The organism is Fibrobacter sp., assembly GCF_017545445.1.
Lineage (GTDB): Bacteria > Fibrobacterota > Fibrobacteria > Fibrobacterales > Fibrobacteraceae > Fibrobacter.
The window spans coordinates 1-18,548 of sequence record NZ_JAFWOM010000066.1 but is presented as its reverse complement, the minus strand read 5'-3'; the positions used below and the strand labels follow the sequence as shown (position 1 = coordinate 18,548).

At 45.9% G+C, this 18,548-nt stretch carries 16 protein-coding genes and 1 pseudogene; 15 read left to right on the top strand and 2 right to left on the bottom strand.

Annotated features, from left to right (window positions below):
- Positions 1 to 197 precede the first annotated feature (197 nt).
- From rpsT to IKG78_RS07105, 9 genes and pseudogenes are all read left to right on the top strand, one after another.
- Complete coding sequence (gene rpsT / locus IKG78_RS07145; RefSeq protein WP_012820070.1) at positions 198 to 458, top strand: 30S ribosomal protein S20; 261 nt, start codon at positions 198 to 200, stop codon at positions 456 to 458.
- A 227-nt stretch (positions 459 to 685) separates the two neighbouring features.
- A pseudogene (locus IKG78_RS20295) lies at positions 686 to 1,276 on the top strand (ADP-ribosylation factor-like protein); the annotation flags it as partial.
- A 399-nt stretch (positions 1,277 to 1,675) separates the two neighbouring features.
- Entirely contained in the window at positions 1,676 to 2,101 is a 426-nt protein-coding gene (locus tag IKG78_RS07135; protein ID WP_290941566.1) for a roadblock/LC7 domain-containing protein, read from the top strand.
- Positions 2,102 to 2,109: 8 nt separating this feature from the next.
- Positions 2,110 to 2,577: a hypothetical protein gene (locus IKG78_RS07130; protein WP_290941563.1), complete on the top strand. Its 468-nt coding sequence runs from the start codon at positions 2,110 to 2,112 to the stop codon at positions 2,575 to 2,577.
- Positions 2,578 to 2,583: 6 nt separating this feature from the next.
- On the top strand, positions 2,584 to 5,463 hold the full coding sequence (locus tag IKG78_RS07125; RefSeq protein WP_290941560.1) for a hypothetical protein: 2,880 nt from the start codon (positions 2,584 to 2,586) through the stop codon (positions 5,461 to 5,463).
- Positions 5,463 to 6,863, top strand: coding sequence for a BamA/TamA family outer membrane protein (locus tag IKG78_RS07120; protein ID WP_290941558.1), 1,401 nt, complete (start codon positions 5,463 to 5,465; stop codon positions 6,861 to 6,863). Before IKG78_RS07125 ends, IKG78_RS07120 begins: the two co-directional genes overlap by 1 nt.
- A gap of 119 nt (positions 6,864 to 6,982) precedes the next feature.
- A complete protein-coding gene (locus IKG78_RS07115; RefSeq protein WP_290941556.1) occupies positions 6,983 to 8,047 on the top strand; it encodes an MBL fold metallo-hydrolase in 1,065 nt (354 codons plus the stop codon).
- A gap of 141 nt (positions 8,048 to 8,188) precedes the next feature.
- Positions 8,189 to 9,733 carry a sialate O-acetylesterase gene (locus IKG78_RS07110; protein WP_290941553.1) on the top strand — a complete coding sequence of 515 codons (1,545 nt, stop codon included), beginning with the start codon at positions 8,189 to 8,191 and terminating at the stop codon, positions 9,731 to 9,733.
- 286 nt (positions 9,734 to 10,019) lie between these two features.
- Positions 10,020 to 10,289: a hypothetical protein gene (locus IKG78_RS07105; RefSeq protein WP_290941550.1), complete on the top strand. Its 270-nt coding sequence runs from the start codon at positions 10,020 to 10,022 to the stop codon at positions 10,287 to 10,289.
- 59 nt (positions 10,290 to 10,348) lie between these two features.
- On the opposite strand, the gene IKG78_RS07100 is transcribed toward IKG78_RS07105, so the two are convergent.
- Both IKG78_RS07100 and hisC read right to left on the bottom strand, forming a co-directional pair.
- Positions 10,349 to 11,164: a pseudouridine synthase gene (locus IKG78_RS07100; protein WP_290941547.1), complete on the bottom strand. Its 816-nt coding sequence runs from the start codon at positions 11,162 to 11,164 to the stop codon at positions 10,349 to 10,351.
- Positions 11,165 to 11,223: 59 nt separating this feature from the next.
- Positions 11,224 to 12,333 (bottom strand): histidinol-phosphate transaminase, encoded by a 1,110-nt coding sequence (gene hisC, locus IKG78_RS07095; RefSeq protein WP_173466582.1) that lies wholly within the window; start codon positions 12,331 to 12,333, stop codon positions 11,224 to 11,226.
- 171 nt (positions 12,334 to 12,504) lie between these two features.
- Here hisC and IKG78_RS07090 point away from each other — a divergent pair, with 171 nt between their 5' ends.
- From IKG78_RS07090 to IKG78_RS07065, 6 genes are all read left to right on the top strand, one after another.
- Positions 12,505 to 12,756 carry a hypothetical protein gene (locus tag IKG78_RS07090; protein ID WP_290941543.1) on the top strand — a complete coding sequence of 84 codons (252 nt, stop codon included), beginning with the start codon at positions 12,505 to 12,507 and terminating at the stop codon, positions 12,754 to 12,756.
- A 3-nt stretch (positions 12,757 to 12,759) separates the two neighbouring features.
- Entirely contained in the window at positions 12,760 to 13,260 is a 501-nt protein-coding gene (locus tag IKG78_RS07085) for a hypothetical protein (protein WP_088659975.1), read from the top strand.
- A 120-nt stretch (positions 13,261 to 13,380) separates the two neighbouring features.
- Positions 13,381 to 15,105 (top strand): CBM35 domain-containing protein, encoded by a 1,725-nt coding sequence (locus tag IKG78_RS07080; protein WP_290941572.1) that lies wholly within the window; start codon positions 13,381 to 13,383, stop codon positions 15,103 to 15,105.
- A 130-nt stretch (positions 15,106 to 15,235) separates the two neighbouring features.
- Positions 15,236 to 16,354 carry a nucleotidyltransferase family protein gene (locus IKG78_RS07075; RefSeq protein ID WP_290941539.1) on the top strand — a complete coding sequence of 373 codons (1,119 nt, stop codon included), beginning with the start codon at positions 15,236 to 15,238 and terminating at the stop codon, positions 16,352 to 16,354.
- A 48-nt stretch (positions 16,355 to 16,402) separates the two neighbouring features.
- Positions 16,403 to 17,515, top strand: a complete 1,113-nt coding sequence (locus tag IKG78_RS07070) for a nucleotidyltransferase family protein (RefSeq protein WP_290941537.1) — start codon at positions 16,403 to 16,405, stop codon at positions 17,513 to 17,515.
- Positions 17,512 to 18,429 (top strand): hypothetical protein, encoded by a 918-nt coding sequence (locus tag IKG78_RS07065; protein WP_290941534.1) that lies wholly within the window; start codon positions 17,512 to 17,514, stop codon positions 18,427 to 18,429. The genes IKG78_RS07070 and IKG78_RS07065 overlap by 4 nt, the downstream gene beginning before the upstream one ends.
- The last annotated feature ends 119 nt before the right edge of the window (positions 18,430 to 18,548 follow it).

The following is an 18,548-nucleotide window of genomic DNA, read 5'->3' as shown; positions in this document are numbered from 1 at the left end:
TTCCTCCTTCCTACTTCCTACTACCTACTTCCTACTACCTACTGTCTACTAACCCCTAACCACTAACCACTAACCACTAATCTCTCGTCCTACGCATTTGTCGTCTCTCGTCTAAAATCCCCCCTTGACAACTTTCAAACTTTTACTATCTTTGTGCTAACATTTTTTAAAGTAGGTTTTCACCCGGAGAATTTAAGGTGCCTCAACACAAGTCTTGCAAAAAGCGTTTGCTCCAGGCCGAAAAGGCCAACGCAATGAACCGTTCCACTCGTAGCGCTATCCGTGCTAGCCTCAAGGTTATCCGCACTGCTGCTACGAAAGCCGCTGCCCTCGAAGAAATGCCGAAACTTTTCAGCATGCTCGACAAGGCTGCCGTTTCTCATCGTGCAGGTTTCTGCGCCAACCGTGCTGCCAACTACAAGGCCAAGGTTGCTAAGGTCATCAACGGCCTTGCTTAATTAAAAATCTTTCAAGAAAAACGAACCGATATGCTTTCGCATGTCGGGTTGTTTTGTTTTGAATATTTTGCAAAGTGTGGACGTTCTAGAGGGGGCGGTCGAGTTAAAATATTCCACGTTAAACTAGAAGTTGCGGTTTTTGACGAAAAAAAGCTGAAATAAAAAAATAATTTTTTAGTTTAATGAACTTTTTTACTAGATTAAGTACTGGGTTTCAAGGAATTATAATGTCGTCTATTAATTTAGCTACAAGAGAAATTAGTTGTAAGGTTGTTTACTATGGCCCTGGTCTTAGTGGTAAAACTACGAATCTCCAGGTGATTCACCAGAAAATGCCTCAAGATAAGCGTACGGACATGGTCTCGCTCGCTACGGAAGGTGATAGAACCTTGTTCTTTGACTTTTTGCCTTTGAACTTGGGCGACATCAAGGGGTTCAAGACTCGTTTTCAGCTTTATACTGTTCCTGGTCAGGTTTATTATAACAGTACTCGCAAGCTTGTGCTTCGTGGTGTCGATGGAATCGTCTTTGTGGCGGATTCCCAACGTTCTCGTCAGGCGGAAAATTTGGAAAGTCTCCAGAACTTGCGCCAAAATTTGCAGGACTACGGCATGAATTTGGATGATATTCCGTTCGTGTTGCAGTACAATAAGCGCGATATGGAAAACGTCTTTACGTTGGACGAATTGAACGAACAGCTTAATCCGGACAAGAAAATTCAGTTTTTCCCGGCGACCGCCCATAACGGTAAGGGTGTCGTGACGACGCTCAAAACCATTGCCATGTTGGTCATCGAAAAGTTCAATGTAAAGCAGGGATTTTTACGCAAGGCTGCTGCTGGTGCGAATAATGCCGCTCCTGAAGCTTCGGCAGCAAATGATGGTTCTGTTGCCGTTGATGGCGCTGATCAAAACAATGCTCAGAATGTCAACGCGGCAACTCCGCAACAGCCGACTTCTCCTTTCCGCATGCCGTCGTTTGCTGCAAAACCGCAGGCGAATCCAGGCAACTCCGGCGGTGCTGGTTCAGGCTTGTTCCAGAAGGGAGCTATGTCTTCGCCGTTTGCTCGCCCGCGTGTAGCGACTGCGGTGCCTAGAATGCCGACGTTTGGTCGTGTTGTTGAAAAGCAGGCTCCGACGGATGATGATGAAATAGTCTTGCGTCCATACAAGCCAAAGGACAAGTAAATTTTATTAGTGACAACGTGAAATTTATTTATGAGCGATTATACAATTTATTCAGATGATGCGAACAAAGTACGCCGCTTGATGACTGCCTATCAGGCTAGTGTCAAATGTGAATACGTTGTTCTTTGCCATCGCGATGGAAACATCATTGCGGAAGTCGGTTCTCTGGGTTCTGATTTGGATGCAACGCCTTTGGCGGTTTTGAGCATCGCCGCATTTGACTCTTCTCGCCAGATTGGCGTCATGCTGGGGGGCGAAAAGTTCCAGTCCGTTTCGTTTACGGGCGAGAATCATTCTGTCTATATATCTTCTGTTGATCAGTCTCTGTTGCTCGTCCAGGTCTTTAGCGGGGGTAGGCTTCCGAATCGCATTGACGATTTCAATCGCTTGCTTGTTGAAAAGCTGGAGGATGCCGTTCCTGCATTTACGCAGAATACGAGCAGTCTAGTTCGCTAGGGGGTATTGTGGCAGGCAGGTTTCCGCCACTGAGAAATTTGAGAAAGACGACCGTGTTTGCGATAGTCGTCTTTCTTTGTTTCTTTATACATCGCTTTGTCACTTTTTTTATTAATGATGAAATCGATTTTTCCGATGGTTCTGAAGTAGAGCTTCCGCCCGCCATCAGTGTTGTTTGTCGCCATATCGTGAACGGGGAACCGTTTGGCTCTGATAGCGTTTTTGCCGAAAATACAAGACTTTATGTTTTTTCTACAGTCTCTAATGCGGCTAGTTTTCAGGAAGATTCGCTTGTTCATATTTGGTTCAAGGGGATTGATACCGTTTTTGCGGAACGCTGCAACCTCACGGGCGATGTTTGTAATTCCATGCTGGCTTCGGACCTCGTAGAAATTGGCGAATGGAGTGTTGATTTGGTTGCTGGCCGCAAGTTGCTTGCCAGTCGTCAGTTCCGCGTGGTGGCGCCTTCCCGGTAATTTTGTATGCGTTCCATACTTTGTTTGGGCTTGCTGTTTGTCAGTTTGGCCTTTGCGTTAGATGTGGATTCGCTGCCTGTATGGAATCCAGATGTGCTGAAAAATGCGTCGGGAGCGCCTTCGGGACATTCGGTGAATTTTGTTGCAACTGCGGACTCGCAAGATTCGTCGCGTGCGGAAATCGAGACGCATGGCTACAAGACGATGCAAGTGACCGTGGGCGATGGCGGTACGCAAGTCGATCAGGAGTTGCGGCTTTCAATTCAGGGAAAACTTGCTGATAGCGTTTATATAGACGCTCTTTTGTCTGATGTCGATCGCAAGGCGGGGGAGCAGACAACGGCGACGCTTCAAGATGTCGATCAAATTTATTTTAGGGTAATCTCTCCATATGCGATTCTCCACTTGGGCGATTTTACGTGGGACGACGATTCCATGGGGCTTACGTCGTTTAGCCGTTCGACGCTGGGTGCCATGGCGACGTTGCGTTACCACGGGTCTGAGGTGAGCGGGGCTTGGGGTACGGACGAAGTTTCGCGTTATTTTCGGTCGTTTAGCGGAGTGCAGGGGCAACGCGAAGGGTATCATTTGGATGAAACGGGTGCGTTCATTTCAATAGTGCCGAATTCTGAAAAGGTTTGGTTGAATGGTGTAGAACTTGTCCGTAACCGCGATTACGAAGTGAATTATGCGGGTGGCTTGTTGAATTTCAAAAACGGAATTATTCCAGGTGCGGATGATGAAATCCATGTAGAGTTTGACTCTTACGCGAATGAAAATATTTACATGATGTACGCCGCTCGCGGAAGCTTGCGATTGGAAAATGTTTTTTTTGACGTATCTGGATTTCATTTGGAAAACGATGTCGAACGTATGCGAAAAAGTTCGCTAGACAGTGCGGATTACGAGTTGCTGAAAAACGACCGTGGCGAGGATTTGATGGGGGCCGGGATTAGTGATTTGCATCGTCCGAAAATGTCCGAACGGTTGGGGGCACGGCTTCGCTTGCAGGCGTCACATCGCTTTTATGCTGATGTGGAATTGGGGCTTAGTCGCATGGACTCGAATACGGTTTCAAAAGATATTGGCGGACCGAGCGGTCGTGCGTTCAGGTGGTATGTCACAACGGATTCGACGCAGAATTTGCAGGCGTTCCCGGTAGCGTTTTCTATATATGGAAATTTTATCCAAAACGGCTTTGGCATATCGGAATTTAGCGGGAGTGACCGCGATTGGGATGCGTATGTATTGCGAAATGAATGGGATTTGGACAGCTCCTTGTTGAAAGGCGATTTGCGTCATGATGAACTTGCTCTCCGGTTCCGCTTGGGCAAGAATTGGTTCGGTTCGGCATCATGGGGCTACCGCCGAGGAGATGATGAAAAGTGGAATTCTTCACGGTCACAGTTGTCGCTTGTGCATCGCGGTTCGGAGGCGACAAGTGATTTTACGGCATCGTACGTTTCAAGTTCGCAGGAAGTTGAGCAGAAACGTTATCAGGGAACGTTCTCGTCGGAGTTTTTGCGTGGATTTTTCAGGCCGTTTGGCAATGGCGATTTTCGCTATGCGGTGATGGATTCGAGCGGAAAAAAGACGGAACGCGGTTATTTAAAAACCGCTGTGGGCGCTACGCTCAATGACGATTTGTGGAACGTCAAAGAAGTCGTTGGTGTGCTTGACGTGCGCAAGCACGAGATGAAACGCGGCGAGGATTGGCAAGATTCCGTAAAATCTGTGACGTGGACGCAATCGGCAGAAGCGAATTTCCGCAAGTTCAATTTGTCGCATCTGTTGCAGTATTCGCATGCGGTGACGGATTCGTTCGGGGCTTCGGATTCGTGGGTGGGCGATTTGACGACTAATTTTGGCGATGACGATATGGGTGTCCAAGGCTCGGTCGCTTACAGTTTCGGAATGACTTCTGAACAAACTTACACCGCTGTTTATAAGGCTGTGGCAAAAGGGACGGGCGACGTGCGTTACGATAGCCTCACGGGAAGTTTTATCGAAGGGGTCGATAATGGTGACTTTGTCTATGAAGGTATGGGCCGCAATGATTCCGTGGGGGCGGTGCTTTCGTCAAACGCTTCGTTTGAAGCTTCGCTGGAATGGAATCCCGGAGTTTCGCTTGGAATTACGCAAGGTTTTTTGCGTGATATCACGCTGAGTGCATCGTTCCATTCCGAAGCGGAAGATACGACGGGCAAAAAGATTTATTTCCCACCTGTTTTGACATCGTCATTGCGGAGTGTGACTGCGGGAACGGTTTCTTGGGAAGCGAGCCTCGCTTGGGAACATCCGTCGGGTTTGTCCGCCCTGTATAATCCCAGCGCTACTTACGAAAAAAAAATGTCGTCTATCGGTTATTATCAGGACATGTTCGATCACAAGCTTACGGCTGGATTTAAAATAAATGATGACCATTATATCAGTGTCGATAACGTTTTTGAATCGGTCCGTTTGACGGCTTTACAAAAGTTAGACTGGAATATTTGGGAACTTACGGGAAAATATATCTGGAAATTGCCTAAAGGATTCCGCTTGGAACCGCGAGTCCGTTATCGTGAAGGTTTTGGCGAAGATGATATGGAGGAATCTTTTGGAGCGAATCTTTGGGAAGAAGAAATTCGCGTGGGCTATGAAAAGGAAGGCGTTGTTGATGGACATGTTTCGTTTGCGTCCATACAAATGCATAAACATGATGGCGTGATTCCGTACCAGATGATGTCCGGCTTTGGCGATGGCGTTACTTATAGGCTTGAAACGATGGTGTCCGTGGAAGTAAACCGGTTTTTGTCGTTCTCGTTACGTTATATTTTACGCTTTGGCGATGCCGAAGAAAATGTATTCCAAAAATTGTCGAGCGAAGCGAAGGCGTATTTCTAATGAAGAATGAGAAATTAAACATGAAGAATGGTTGGTGCGCCGCTTTTGCTATGTTTGTGCTGGGCGTGGCATTGAACCTGTGTTTTGCTGCGGATTGTCGTATTGAAAAAATGGAGTGGGTGGGGGAACGTAGCGAATTTGATGAACTTTCGATGAACGCTGCTGTCGGCGCTCCTTGCGATGGCTATCAAGATGCGAAAAGAAAATTGATACGTTATTACGAAGACCACGGATTTCTCGGTGCAAAGCTGCAAGTGGATGTGGATAGTGCTGGTGTGATGCGATGCCAGTTAGACCGCGGTAGCGGCTGGGTGTGGGCCGAAGCGCAAAATCTGGATTCGGGAGCGACGGATATAGAAGTATTTCGAAAATTGACGGGTCTTGAAATGGGGGAGGAGGTCTCGCTTACGGACTTGGAACGCTCGGAAAGCAGACTTGCACGTTTGGGGTATTACGAGCAGACTGCTCACGTCCGCTTGTTTCGCGATCCGGTTCGCAATCGCGTGATTCCGGCTTATTCCTTGCGGGCGGCTCCGATTTCTGCGGCGGAAGGTTTTCTCACGTATTCTAGTGTCGAAAAGTCTTGGGAAGGCAAAGTCAATCTCGCTTTGTACAACATTTTAGGGACGGGGCGCGATTTGCTTTTGGAAGGCTATTCCCAAAACAAATCCCGCAGATTGGAAGGCTCGTATCGTGAACGTTTTATTTTCGGCACGGCATGGGATGTTCTTGTTCGCGGGTTCTTTCAGGACGATTCGCTTTCGCGTGATTCGCGGGTAGAAATCGGCGTATCGCGGAATATTGGCTTTAGCTTTGATGTTGCTGCGTTTGTGGGCATCGGCAATGACGAAAAAAGTTCGACGTTCGAGATGTCGTACGTTTCGTTTGACCGTCGCATTTTGCCCCGGAGCGGAACGTCATTGGATGTATCGCTTGCGTGGATGATGGACCGCCCGGATTCGCTCGATAGCTATTTGCGCTTGGAATCTTCGCTTGTGCATTACGTGCCGTTGTACAAGAACTTTATTGTGCGTTATTCGGCGGCGGCGGGGGCGTTGCTTCCGTCGGGCGGCGCTTTTGCTCGTGAAGATTTATTCGCTCTTGGCGGAATCAATTCGTTCAAAGGAATGATGTATGGCCTTACGCGGACTCGTGCGTACGGCTTTTCGCAGGCGGCCCTGCTTTGGCAAGACGGTTATGACTTGTCGATTGAAGTCTTTTACCAGCCGGGGCTTTATCGCCGGATGAAGCCTTTCCACGGTTGGGCGCGCGAACATGACTATGGCATAGGCTTTACGCAGTACCGCAAATCGTGGAGCTTTAGCATTTATTACGCGCTCCGGAATGGGTGCGATTATCTTGACGGCGTGCTCGGATTTGGGGCGAAAACGTTATTTTGAAAAATGTGATGTAAGTCTATTAAGCTTTCGTTTTAGAAATTTTTTTGAATAGGCTGAATCTATGATTTGCAATAAATCTATTTTTCGGAACGAAAGTTTTTTTGTATAATATATAAATCATGGTTACTGCGATTATTTTATCAATTCTTTTTATTTTAGGAGATGCTGGCGTGCTGTTCCTATCACAAGCTAGTTTTGGGCATTTACCGCAAGGCAAGCGTCTTGAACGTATTAAGCAATCTCCTCATTACGATAAAAAGAGCAAGCAGTTTGTGAACGAAGTGCAAACTGTTTTTTCTACGGGCAAAAAGGGCAAGCTTGAGGTTTGGAAGGATTTCTTGTTCGGAAACGAGGATTTGTTAGTGCCCGATACAGCTCTCAAGGTTATCAAGACTGATGTAAAATCGCTTCCGCAGGATCGAGATTGGATTGTATGGTTTGGACATTCTTCGTATCTGATGAATTTATCAGGAAAAAAAATATTGGTGGATCCCGTGTTTTATAAGGGATCTCCAGTAAGTTTTATAAACAAAATGTTTAAGGGAACGGACGTGTATAAGCCTGCCGACATGCCGGATATCGATTATTTGGTGATTTCGCATGATCATTGGGATCATCTGGATTACGAGGTGGTTACGGAAATGAAACCGCGCATCAAGACTGTGGTGACTGCCCTTGGTGTGGGATCGCATTTAGAATATTGGGGATATCCTGCAGATAAAATTATTGAACTTGATTGGTGGGATTCTTTTGATTTGGAAGATGGTTTTCGTGTAACTGCAACTCCGGCAAGGCATTTTTCAGGTCGCGATTTGCACCAGAACAAGACGTTTTGGGCATCGTTTGTTTTTAAGTCGCCTAAACGTACTGTTTGGATTGGCGGTGATGGAGGCTATGGGCCGCACTTCGCAAAGATTGGAAAGGAATTTCCTGATTTGGACATTGCCATTCTTGAAAATGGACAGTACAATAAAGATTGGGCTTCCGTTCATACGCTGCCGAAATATTTAGGCAAGATTATGACGGAGTTAGATGCAAAGCGTTACATGACGGTTCACCATTCCAAATTTTGTTTGAGTAAACATCCGTATTTTGAACCGCTGGAAAATGCCAAAAGAGCTGCCAAGGAGTCGGGCAAGCCTGTGCTTATTCCGCTAATTGGTGAGGTTGTGTATTTGGAATAGATGTTGGATATGCCTCAATTTGAGGGGACTTGTCATATATTCTTTTGACAAAATGTCTAGAAAATAAATGTATTCCTACGTTACATTCCCTTTCATATAGTATAGATTACATTTAGGTGTAATTCAAAAAAGGGATTTTACATGTTTGTGGGATATTCTAAGGTTTTTGCCGGGGCTGTTTTTGCTCTTGGTCTTTCCATGTTCGGTACGCTCCATGCTGCTCCGGACCCAAATTTTCACATTTACATCGCTTATGGGCAGTCCAATATGGGCGGGACGGCGAATGCGGAATCTGCGGACAAGGCTGAACATCCGCGCTTTAAAATCTTTGCCACGCAAAAGTGCTCGGGCAAGGGGCGCAATACGCTTGGCGAGGTCTATCCGGCGGTTCCTTCGCTGTTCAACTGCGGCGAGACGATTTCAATTGCAGATTGGTTTGGTCGCACGATGGCCGATAGCATGCCCGATGTGACAATTGGCATTATTCCTGTTGCCGTAGGTGGTGCTAGCATTAAGTTGTTCGATAAAGACCAATACGCAAGTTACCTTTCGACGGCGGAAGGTTGGCTCCAGAATTATGCCAAGGAATATGCCAGCGATGGAAACGTTTTTAAGACCATTGTCGATATTGCCAAAAAAGCACAGCAAGTGGGCGTTATCAAGGGGTTCATTTTCCATCAGGGTGAAACGGATGGCGGTTATCCGGACTGGCCGAAAATTGTGAAGAAAACTCGCGACGATATTCTATCGGAATTGAAAATGAGTTCGGACACGGTTCCTTTTGTGGCGGGTGAATTGTTGCGAGATGGTTGCTGCTATTCTGACCGCGTTTCAAAACTCCCGAATACGATGGATAACACTTACTATGCGACTTCCGAAAATCTTGGCGGAAACGGGGTAGATCGTTATCACTTTAATCATGATGCTTATGTGACTTTCGGCAAGCGTTATGCCGAACAAATGCTCAAGGCGGTTGTTCGTACTCCAGTGGAACCTGTGCCGCAACAGCCGTTCGGAAAAATCGAGAATGGCGAAGCCGTAGCTGGTGATGCCGCTGTTATTCCTGGAAAAATTGAAGCCGAAAATTACGATATCACTGGAATCGGTAGCGGCAACAGTTCGTACAAGGACGACGATTCCGAAAACAAAGGCAAATCTTACCGTAATGATGGCGTGGATATCGAAGAAATTGTAGATGGTTTCGCTGTGGGCTACACCAATGAAGGTGAATGGATGGAATATTCGGTGAACGTCAAAACAACGGGGTACTACACTGTCAAGGCTCGTCTTGCTTCGGGTTCAGAAACATCAGGATTTCAGCTTTTGCTCGATGATAAAGAACTTGCGTCTGCGTTTACAGCCCCCAAGACGGGCGAGGACTGGAAAACTTACGAAGAAGTCGATGTCGGCGAAGTCAAATTGACCGAAGGAAAACACGTTCTCAAGATTTTGATTACAGGAAATTATGTAAATATTGATTGGCTGGAGTTTGCTGACAAATCTTCGTCGCGTATTGTTGGTGAAAATCTGCAAGTAAAGGGCAAAATTCGCAATTACATGGTTTTTGACCCGATGGGCGTATGCGTTGGGACGGTTCGTGCGCAGAATGCAAACGAAGCTATGCAACAGGCGAAAATGAACATTAAGGGGATGAAAAATTTGTACGTAAAATCGGTCGCTAGATGATTTAGCTTTGAAACGTTGTGGTGATGCCGAAGCATGATCCCTGTTGTCGATCAATCTTATTGGGCGTCGTAGCTACCGGCCTGCTAGAAATATTTAAATTCAAAACACTTTTTTTTCTGCAAGTGTATTATATAGAGAACGTTTGATGTACTTTCATGCCGTTAGGGAATGAGGGCGTGGCTTATTGCAAATTATTTGAGCGAAGTGAGTGAAGGCCACTTGAGCGTAGAAAGTCAAGAGCGAGGACGATTTTAACGAAGAACAATATGGACGCATTCGTGAAATTATGAGCTTGTGTGATACCGCTCTCGACCAAATGATGAATGTTGTCGAAGATATCCCGCACGCAAATCCGAAACTTACGCTTAGTTTGGAAGTGGGTATCAATGAATGTCGCAAGCGTCTCAGAGAAATGAATCTAGCGGATATCAATGAGAAAAAATACAGCTACCAGATTGGCGTACACTATATGGATTTAGTGAATGGCTGCGAAAAGTTGGGCGACTATATTGTAAATGTTGTTGAAGCTCATGTCAAACACAGGCTGGCAAATTAGTCCTTAATAAATTTTATTAAAGATTATGAACGCTGCATTGAAAATTTTTAGACCGTGGTTTATTCTGTTTTTTGCTTGGGGCGGATTTCTCGTATCTCGCCCTGCTTTAAATCGCCCAACTCAAAATTGCAGAACTTGATGCGTACGAGGCGTAAAACTTCGTAGCCGAGCTTTGCGAGCATGCGGCGGATTTCGCGATTCTTGCCTTCGTCCAAAATAATTTCTAGCCAGCAATTCTTTTCGCCTGCGCTGTAGAGATTCGCGCTGACGGCATGCATGAATTCTTCGGGCTCGCCAAAGACGCGTGGCGGTACATTGAAACCCGCTTCCATTTGCGAAAGTTCCGCTGCAGTGGGGTGGCCGTTGACCTGAACGCGGTATATTTTTGTGTGAGGGACTGTTACTGGATCCTTCGTTTCACTCAGGATGACACCTGCTTCCGTCATTGGACTTTCTTCTCTCGTCTCTCGTCTGTAGGGCTTCGCCCGTTCTCTCGTCTGTAGCAACGCGTCCGCCCATTGCGTATCGTTTGTAAATAGCAAAAGCCCTTCGCTAGCGGCATCGAGCCTGCCGATGGGCGATATATGCGGCACAGTCTTGCCGGGGTACATCTTGGCGTATTGCTCGCGGAAAAGGTCCATGACGGTTGCGCGCCCTTTTTCGTCGCTTGCCGTGGTCACGTAACCGCGCGGTTTGTTCATCATAAAGTAAACAAACTCGCTTGCTTTTACGATCTTTCCGTCAACGCAAATTTCATCGTTTTTGCGGGCGGGAGCGTCCGGATCGCGGACGATTTTTCCACGCAAAGAAACCCGGCCCTCGCGGACCAGGTTTTCTGCTTGGCTTCTGCTGCAAAAACCGCGCTTAGAAATCACACGGGCAACGCCGTGAGCTTTGGCGCTAGGCGCGGGCTTCGCGCAGTCTCTTTCTCGGTTTACTTGCCGAGATATGCCTTGATGTTTTCGAGGCATTTCTTGTTCTGAGCTTCGGTACCGACGGTAATGCGGAGCACGTCACCCATTGCAGGCTGCGGACGGATGATGGTGCCCTTGGCCTGCAAGAACTTGAAGGCGTCCATCGGATCCTTGAATCCGCTGACGGCGATGAAGTTTGCGTGGCTATCGACGTAGGGGAGGCCCATTTCCTTGAAACCTGCCTTGAGCTGTTCGAGCCCCTTCTTGTTGAGTTCGCGAACCTTGTTCACGTAATCCTGGTCGTCGATAGCGCCGATGGCAGCTGCCTGAGCGATGCTGTTCACGTTGAACGGTTCACGCACACGGTTGATGAGGGCGACGATTTCCGGACGGGTGATGCAGTAGCCCACGCGGAGGCCTGCGAGACCGTAGATCTTGCTGAACGTACGGCAGCAGATAATGTTCTTGCCAGCGGCGATGCGGCTGTTGAAATCCGGAACGAGTTCCGGCGTATCTTCGATAAATTCGGTGTAGGCTTCATCCATCACGAGAACGCAAGTTTCCGGAAGGCTGTCGGCGAAGTCGAGGATTTCCTTGGCGGTGAGGTCAGAACCGGTCGGGTTGTTCGGGTTGGCGAGGAACACGATGCGGGTCTTTTCGTTCACGGCGTCGCGCATAGCCTTGAGGTTGTAGTTGTATCCCGGAGCCGGCATGTCAACTTCAACAATCTTGGCGTTCATGGCCATCGTGGCGAGCTTATAGACAGCGAAGCTGTGGTTGCCCATGACGGCTTCCGTGCCGGGGCCGAGGAACACCTGGGCAATCATGTCCAAAAGTTCGTTACTGCCGTTACCCACAGCAATCTGGTCGCGGTTCACGCCGCGGAATTCAGCAATCTTTCCGATGAGGTCGTAAGAACCGCCATCCGGATAGAGGTTCACTTCTTCCAAAGCCTTGCGAGCTTCGGCCATGCCCTTTGGGCTCGGGCCAAACGGGTTTTCGTTGCTGGCGAGCTTGTCGATGTCTTTCGGGTCGAGGCCGAATTCACGAGCGGTGTAGGCGATGGGTTTGCCGGTCACGTAGAGCGGCTGCTTCAAAATGTGCTGCTGTGCGAGTTCGTTAATATCCATTTTTACAGTAATAAGTGGTTAGTGATTAGTGTTTAGGATTCGTTCTGAACTTGTCATTCCCGCGTGGGTTCGGCTTGCTCACCAACCTTAGCGGGAATCTCCTTAATTCATCGAAGGATCCTGTAGATTTGTAATCCGAAAAGAATTATAGCAATTTTTTATATTAGGGTTATGACGAAATCTATTGTTTTTAGCGTTGTCGCATCGTTAGAAGCTCTAGCCATTGTAATTGGTTTGAGTTTTAAATGTGATGGCTTGTTTTTACCGCTTTTGGGATTCTCGTTTTTAATTTGGGCTTTCTCTCGAATAACGCGGTTTAATTCATCTTTAAATGTTTATTTCTTATTTTCCCTATTTGTTCCAGTTGCATGGTTGGTTTTAGATGTAGTGCCCATCAATGAGCGAGAAAGAATAAGGCTTTGAAATATGAAATACTGCCGTCTGTCGTTCTTAATCATTCTCGTTCTTGTATTATTCTGCGAAGTTCCACTTTTTGCATCTTCCAATTGCTCGCAAAAGTCCTGTTGCAAGTGGAATACAAAGCTGGGTCAAGCTTTTGACAAATATGAAAAAAACGTTTATGGTCAATATGAAGCTGATGATGCCGATATTCTTTTGCCGTTAGGGTATCAGAAAATGAATTGCATTCTCGATTCCATTATAAAAAAGGAAAAGTACGATTATAATCTAAATCATTTACTGTGGATGACTTTTGTCCCTGATACCGTGTTTTTCTTGTCTCCCGCTAGCTTAAAATATTTGGTTGAGAATAAAAACGTAAAGCTTAAAAATGCGGGCCGAATGTTGGTGAACGAAAAAATGAAGAAGAAATATTCAATAGACAAAAAAGTATTATGTGAAAATAAAACGACAAAGGATTTTATTGAATATCTTATTTACGACAATAAGCCCTGTGCTAGTGAATGAAACTTGAGCGATTTAGCGTTTCTTTGACAAAATGTCTAGAAATTAAATGAGAAATTGTGCTCTATAATGATTTTTGGAATATAGATTATATCTTGGTGAAATTATAAGGAAGCTTGTGTGATGTTTGAAGTTCCGAATCGAATTTTAGCGGTATTATGCGGATTGGCCGTTTTTGCATCTGCGGCGATTGATCAGTGCAAGCCGATTGGCTGGGCGACTCGTTCGGGCCGTACTTCTACAGTGTTTGAAGTGACCGGTGGTGGAAACGTCGCTCCTATTACGGTGACGAGCTTCGCCGATTTGCAAAAGTACGCTAAGGATTCTTCTCCGCGTGTGATTTACATTGATGGTACGCTTGGCGATGGCTGGAGCGGAACATCGGGCAGTCGCCTGAACATCACTGCATCGAACAAGACGATTATCGGACTCAAACCGGGAACGCTTTTGAAGGCTCCGATTCACATCACGAGCAAGGCTTCGAACATCATCATCCGCAATATTGTGATTCAGGGCCCGGGCAGCAATGCCGATCAGGCGTGGGACAACCTCACGATCGAAGGCGAATCGAAGAACATCTGGATTGATCATTGCGAATTCTGGGATGGCCAGGATGGCAACGCCGATGTCGTGAAAGGTTCTGATAACGTAACATTTACGTGGTGCATCTTTGGTTATAAGAAAAAAAGTACGCACAACTTATCAAACCTCATTGGAAGTTCCGATAACGAACCTGTGAGCGAAGGTAAGCTGAATGTGACTTATATGTTCAACTGGTGGAAGGCTGCAAACCAGCGCAAGCCTCGCTGCCGCTACGGAAATGTGCATGTGGTAAACAACCTTTTGACGGGTGATGCTAGCATTACGAATGGCACGGATGTACTTGGCGTTTCTGCAGGCCACATGTGCAAAGTGCGTACCGAAAGGAACGTGTTCATCAACGAATCGAATCCGATTTATACCGGCAATGCGAACGGTACTGGCGTAAACGAAGTCATCGACAACATTTTCTCGAACTGCTCGGGCAACACGAAAGGAACGGGAACGTCTTTTACTCCGCCGTATGAATACGAGAGTTTTATGCTCAAGGCAAGCGAAGTCGAAGCTGCCGTGAAAGCGAATGCCGGTGCTACGCTCAAGAGCCCGACGGAGTGTGATGCTAATTATGTGGAACCGCCTCCTCCGACACCGGATAAACAGTATCAGGCTGAAAAAGGGACAATCACGGGTGGAACTTCTGAAAGCAGTAACGCCGGTTACCACGGTGACGGCTACGTGAATTTTGACAAGGGCGGTGATGTTGTCGTGAAAGTCAATGTTGATACCGCTGGTCAATACAAGTTTAGTATTGATTTTGCGAATGGTTCGGGCGAGGACCGTTCGTTATGGGTGAGCGCAGGGTTGGATACGGCGACAACAAAATTCAAGGCGACGAGTGCTTGGAACGTTTGGGATTCAACCGAGATCTTGATTAACCTTGCCGCAGGTGAAAATGCCGTGAAATTTGCTACGGTTGACGGTAAAGATGGCCCGAACATCGATCAGTTCGATGTAACGCTCGTGAAGTCGGCTATGTCAGATACTGCAAAAAAAGATACGACTGCTCGCGACACGACGGTGAAGGATTCTTCTAAGGCCAGTATCACAAAACCGCTTTTTGCCTTTGCTCCGAAAACATATCGCGTTAGTCTTTTTGACACGAAGGGCATGTTAGTACGTCGCATGAAAGTTGATGTAGCGAAAGTTGATGATGTCGCTTGGATGACTCGTGGCCTCCCGGCAGGAATTTATGTGATGCGAATGGTGGCTTCTGGTGTAGAACGTTGCCAGTTTATAGCCGTGAAGTAAAAATAGAGTGTTGAAGAGCGCTTTTTTCTCTTTTGTCACCCCGATTTTTATCGGGGTCCTTTTATTGGCGCTTTCTTTTTTTAGATTTTCGAAGTCTTGATGTTGCGTTAATTATTTTTTTGCTTTCGTAATGAATTTTTTTGAAAACGATGCATTTTGTGCACTTTTGCGGATGGCGCTTGATTCAGAGTGTAGCCCATCTATTTTTCCTTACAAGTTGAACGATGCTGAATGGAATAATCTTCATTTGGAATGTTTGAGACAACAACTGGTCGGAATTGTGTTCCGTGCAATAAGTCATTTGCCTAAAAATCAATGTCCTCCACTTGGACTTGTTTTCCAGTGGGCTAGCGAAGCCGAAACAGTTAGGGGGCATAATAAGCTGATATACGAAGAAACGTCAAAACTTACGCAGCTTTTTGATAATCGGAATCGAAAAACAGCAGTGCTTAAAGGGCCTGCAAATGCAAGGTTATATCCTGATCTGTTAATGCGTCAAGTTGGCGATATTGATCTTTGGGTCAATGGAAATCGCAAAGACGTCGTGTCGCTTTTGCGTGATATGAAGTTTGAATTTAGTGATGAAGATATGTTGTCGTTGCATCATGTGCAATCGCATTTTGGGAACAATAACATATCTGTAGAATTTCATTACGAACCGTCTTCTGAAAATGATAATCCATTTACAAGTGCACGAATGCTACTTTATTTAAAACAAAAGATTTTAAATGCGGAACAGGTTCCCGAAGGCTTTTTTGTACCTTCGATTGAATTTGCGCTTGTTATGCAATTGGCCCATATTCAATGGCATTTTTTTGAAAATGGAATTGGACTTAAGCAATTGGTTGATTATTACGTTCTTTTGGTCCATTCAACACAGGATAACCGTCTTGAAGTAGCATCGAAACTTAAGTCCTTTGGTTTATGGAAAATGTGCGGAGCTGTGATGTGGGTTATGGAATCTGTTTTTGGACTAGCCCCTGAAAAGATGCTTTCTAAAACAGACGAACGCCGTGGTCGAATTTTACTTGCTGAAATAAGTGCTAGTGGAAATTTTGGTTTGAATTCGCAAAATCAAAATCATGGTCATTGCTTTGTATCTTGGCTAAAACGGAGAGTGCGTACGGTTCGTTTGCTTCCGTTTGATCCGGTCAATGTTTTTTGGCACGAAATTGGCTATTGGAAGGCTTTTGTGAGATATATTCCATGTCGCATAAAACAGCGACGAATTTCAGTACGCATTCTGTAATTTAAAATGGAATGGAATTTTTTTAGTTACATTTGTTAATGGATTAGAATGGATTTGATGAATTCAGTGTATAAACTCCTCTTTGATTTTTTGCGTCGGGCTTCAGGTTTCGAGGCTTGTGTTGATCATGTACCCGTAAATCTGTCGCTCGATGAATGGAAAAAAATTTATGAGGAAGCAAAGCGACAGTCTGTTCTAGATGTGGTTTTTACGGTGGTAAGTAAACTCCCCAAGGAAGAACGTCCTCCAAAACATCTTTTGGTATGCTGGGCCGCTCATGCTGAAGCGACTATGGATATGAATAAGCGTATCAATCAGGAAGCTGCTCGCTTGACGGATCTTTTTAGCAAGGTCGGGCGGCGTACCGCTGTTTTGAAAGGGGCCGCAAATGCGAGACTCTATCCGGATCCGTTTAGCCGCCAGTGTGGTGATATTGATCTTTGGATTGAAGGGGGCCGCAAGAGCGTTGAAAAGCTTTTATTGGATTTGAAACTACTTCCGGAATTGGAAGAATCGGGGTGTCGTCACCATGTCCATTTGCCAGAAAATGCAGATGGCGTTGTTGTCGAGGCACACTATAAGCCCGCATCTGGTATTCCGTTTAAGGACGGTGCATTTCAAAAGTATCTCAACAAAGAAATTTTAAATGCAGAGCTTGTTCCCGAAGGTTTTTACGCCCCTTCTATAAAATTTGCTTTGGTAATGCAGTTGGCTCATCTACAACAACATTTCTTTACCAGGGGCCTTGGCTTGCGGCAGTATATGGATTATTTTATCTTGCTGCAACATTCTTCCGAGAGCGAACGTAGCGAAGTGTCGGCTGTAATGAAATCGCTTTATATGAACAAGGCTTGCGGAGCCGTAATGTGGCTCTTGGGGAAAGTCTTTGGGTTAAAACGTGAACTGATGCTTTGCGCTCCCGATGAATGGCGCGGAAAAAAACTGCTGAAACTTGCTATGGATGGTGGAAATTTTGGCAGGTATGCGTTAAATAGCCAAAATCGCCGTAATGTTTTTGTCCGTTGGTTCTCTGATCGTTTGCGTAGGCTGCAATGGCTTCCGTTTGACCCTGTTAATGTTATTTTCAAGGAATTGCAGTATTGGCAGTTGACTATTTCTTTAATTCCACTTCGTATTAAACGCCGAAAGGTTGCTTTATGACTTTATCTGTTCAAGAAACAAAATTCTACAAGGTTGCAGAAAATACTTTTTCCGTATCCATTTGCTCCGGGCTATGCGATGATTTTTTTGCAAAGAATATGAACAATTATGAACCTTTTGAGGTGGAATCGTGTTGTTGTCTTTTTTCGCTAGATATTGTAGCTGGCGAAAAAACCCCAGCATTTGTCGAAGAAACTCGACAGGACGAAGAAGGTCAACAGATTGTTTGCGGCCTAACGGAAGCGGGGGAATCTGTCTTTGTATTTTCTCTGTTCGAAAAATACGTCGGGACATTAGTTTGCTCAAAGGATTATAAGGCATCGACTCTTTTTGTCCCAGATAGTGGTGATGGTAAAAATTCTTCATATTTGAAGTTTGCTGTAAATAATGCGTTGATGGTATTTTACGCTATTGCAACATCTTCGTACAATACTGCATTGTTCCATGCTGCGGTCGTGAAATATCAAGAACGTGGCTACATGTTCCTCGGTAAGAGCGGAACGGGCAAGAGTACGCATGCAAGGCTTTGGCTCAAGTACAACGAAGGTTCGGAACTTTTGAACGATGACAATCCGATTGTACGGTTCTATACGGCTTCCGATGGCAAGGGCTATGCGAAAGTTTTTGGTTCCCCTTGGAGTGGAAAGACTCCTTGCTACAAGAACGAGGAATGTGTACTTGGGGGCTTAGTTTTGCTTTCTCAAGCTCCTTATAACAAAATATCCCGCTTGCGTACAATACAGGCGTATGCAGCCATTGTCCCTTGTATTTCTGGCAAACGTTGGGAGAGGTCTATTGCCGATGGACTTCATAAAACAGAAAACATGCTTGCTTCGAATGTCCCTGTCTGGTATTTAGAATGCCTGCCTGACGAGGCGGCGGCGACACTTTGCCGAAAAACGATTGCGGAATAGCAACGGAATAGCGATGAGTGGTGTTGAAAAAAAAGACGATGCTTTAATTCTTGCAGAGGCTATTCGCTTGGTGCGCGAAGGCGTAAGCATCACTTTCCCTGTAAATGGGCGTAGTATGT

Coding starts and splice junctions, on each gene's coding strand:
- IKG78_RS07135 (WP_290941566.1), top strand. CDS start 1,676: ATGAGCGATTATACAATTTATTCAGATGATGCGAACAAAGTACGCCGC.
- IKG78_RS07125 (WP_290941560.1), top strand. CDS start 2,584: ATGCGTTCCATACTTTGTTTGGGCTTGCTGTTTGTCAGTTTGGCCTTT.
- IKG78_RS07120 (WP_290941558.1), top strand. CDS start 5,463: ATGAAGAATGAGAAATTAAACATGAAGAATGGTTGGTGCGCCGCTTTT.
- IKG78_RS07115 (WP_290941556.1), top strand. CDS start 6,983: ATGGTTACTGCGATTATTTTATCAATTCTTTTTATTTTAGGAGATGCT.
- IKG78_RS07110 (WP_290941553.1), top strand. CDS start 8,189: ATGTTTGTGGGATATTCTAAGGTTTTTGCCGGGGCTGTTTTTGCTCTT.
- IKG78_RS07105 (WP_290941550.1), top strand. CDS start 10,020: ATGAGCTTGTGTGATACCGCTCTCGACCAAATGATGAATGTTGTCGAA.
- hisC (WP_173466582.1), bottom strand. CDS start 12,333: ATGGATATTAACGAACTCGCACAGCAGCACATTTTGAAGCAGCCGCTC.
- IKG78_RS07090 (WP_290941543.1), top strand. CDS start 12,505: ATGACGAAATCTATTGTTTTTAGCGTTGTCGCATCGTTAGAAGCTCTA.
- IKG78_RS07085 (WP_088659975.1), top strand. CDS start 12,760: ATGAAATACTGCCGTCTGTCGTTCTTAATCATTCTCGTTCTTGTATTA.
- IKG78_RS07080 (WP_290941572.1), top strand. CDS start 13,381: ATGTTTGAAGTTCCGAATCGAATTTTAGCGGTATTATGCGGATTGGCC.
- IKG78_RS07075 (WP_290941539.1), top strand. CDS start 15,236: ATGAATTTTTTTGAAAACGATGCATTTTGTGCACTTTTGCGGATGGCG.
- IKG78_RS07070 (WP_290941537.1), top strand. CDS start 16,403: ATGGATTTGATGAATTCAGTGTATAAACTCCTCTTTGATTTTTTGCGT.
- IKG78_RS07065 (WP_290941534.1), top strand. CDS start 17,512: ATGACTTTATCTGTTCAAGAAACAAAATTCTACAAGGTTGCAGAAAAT.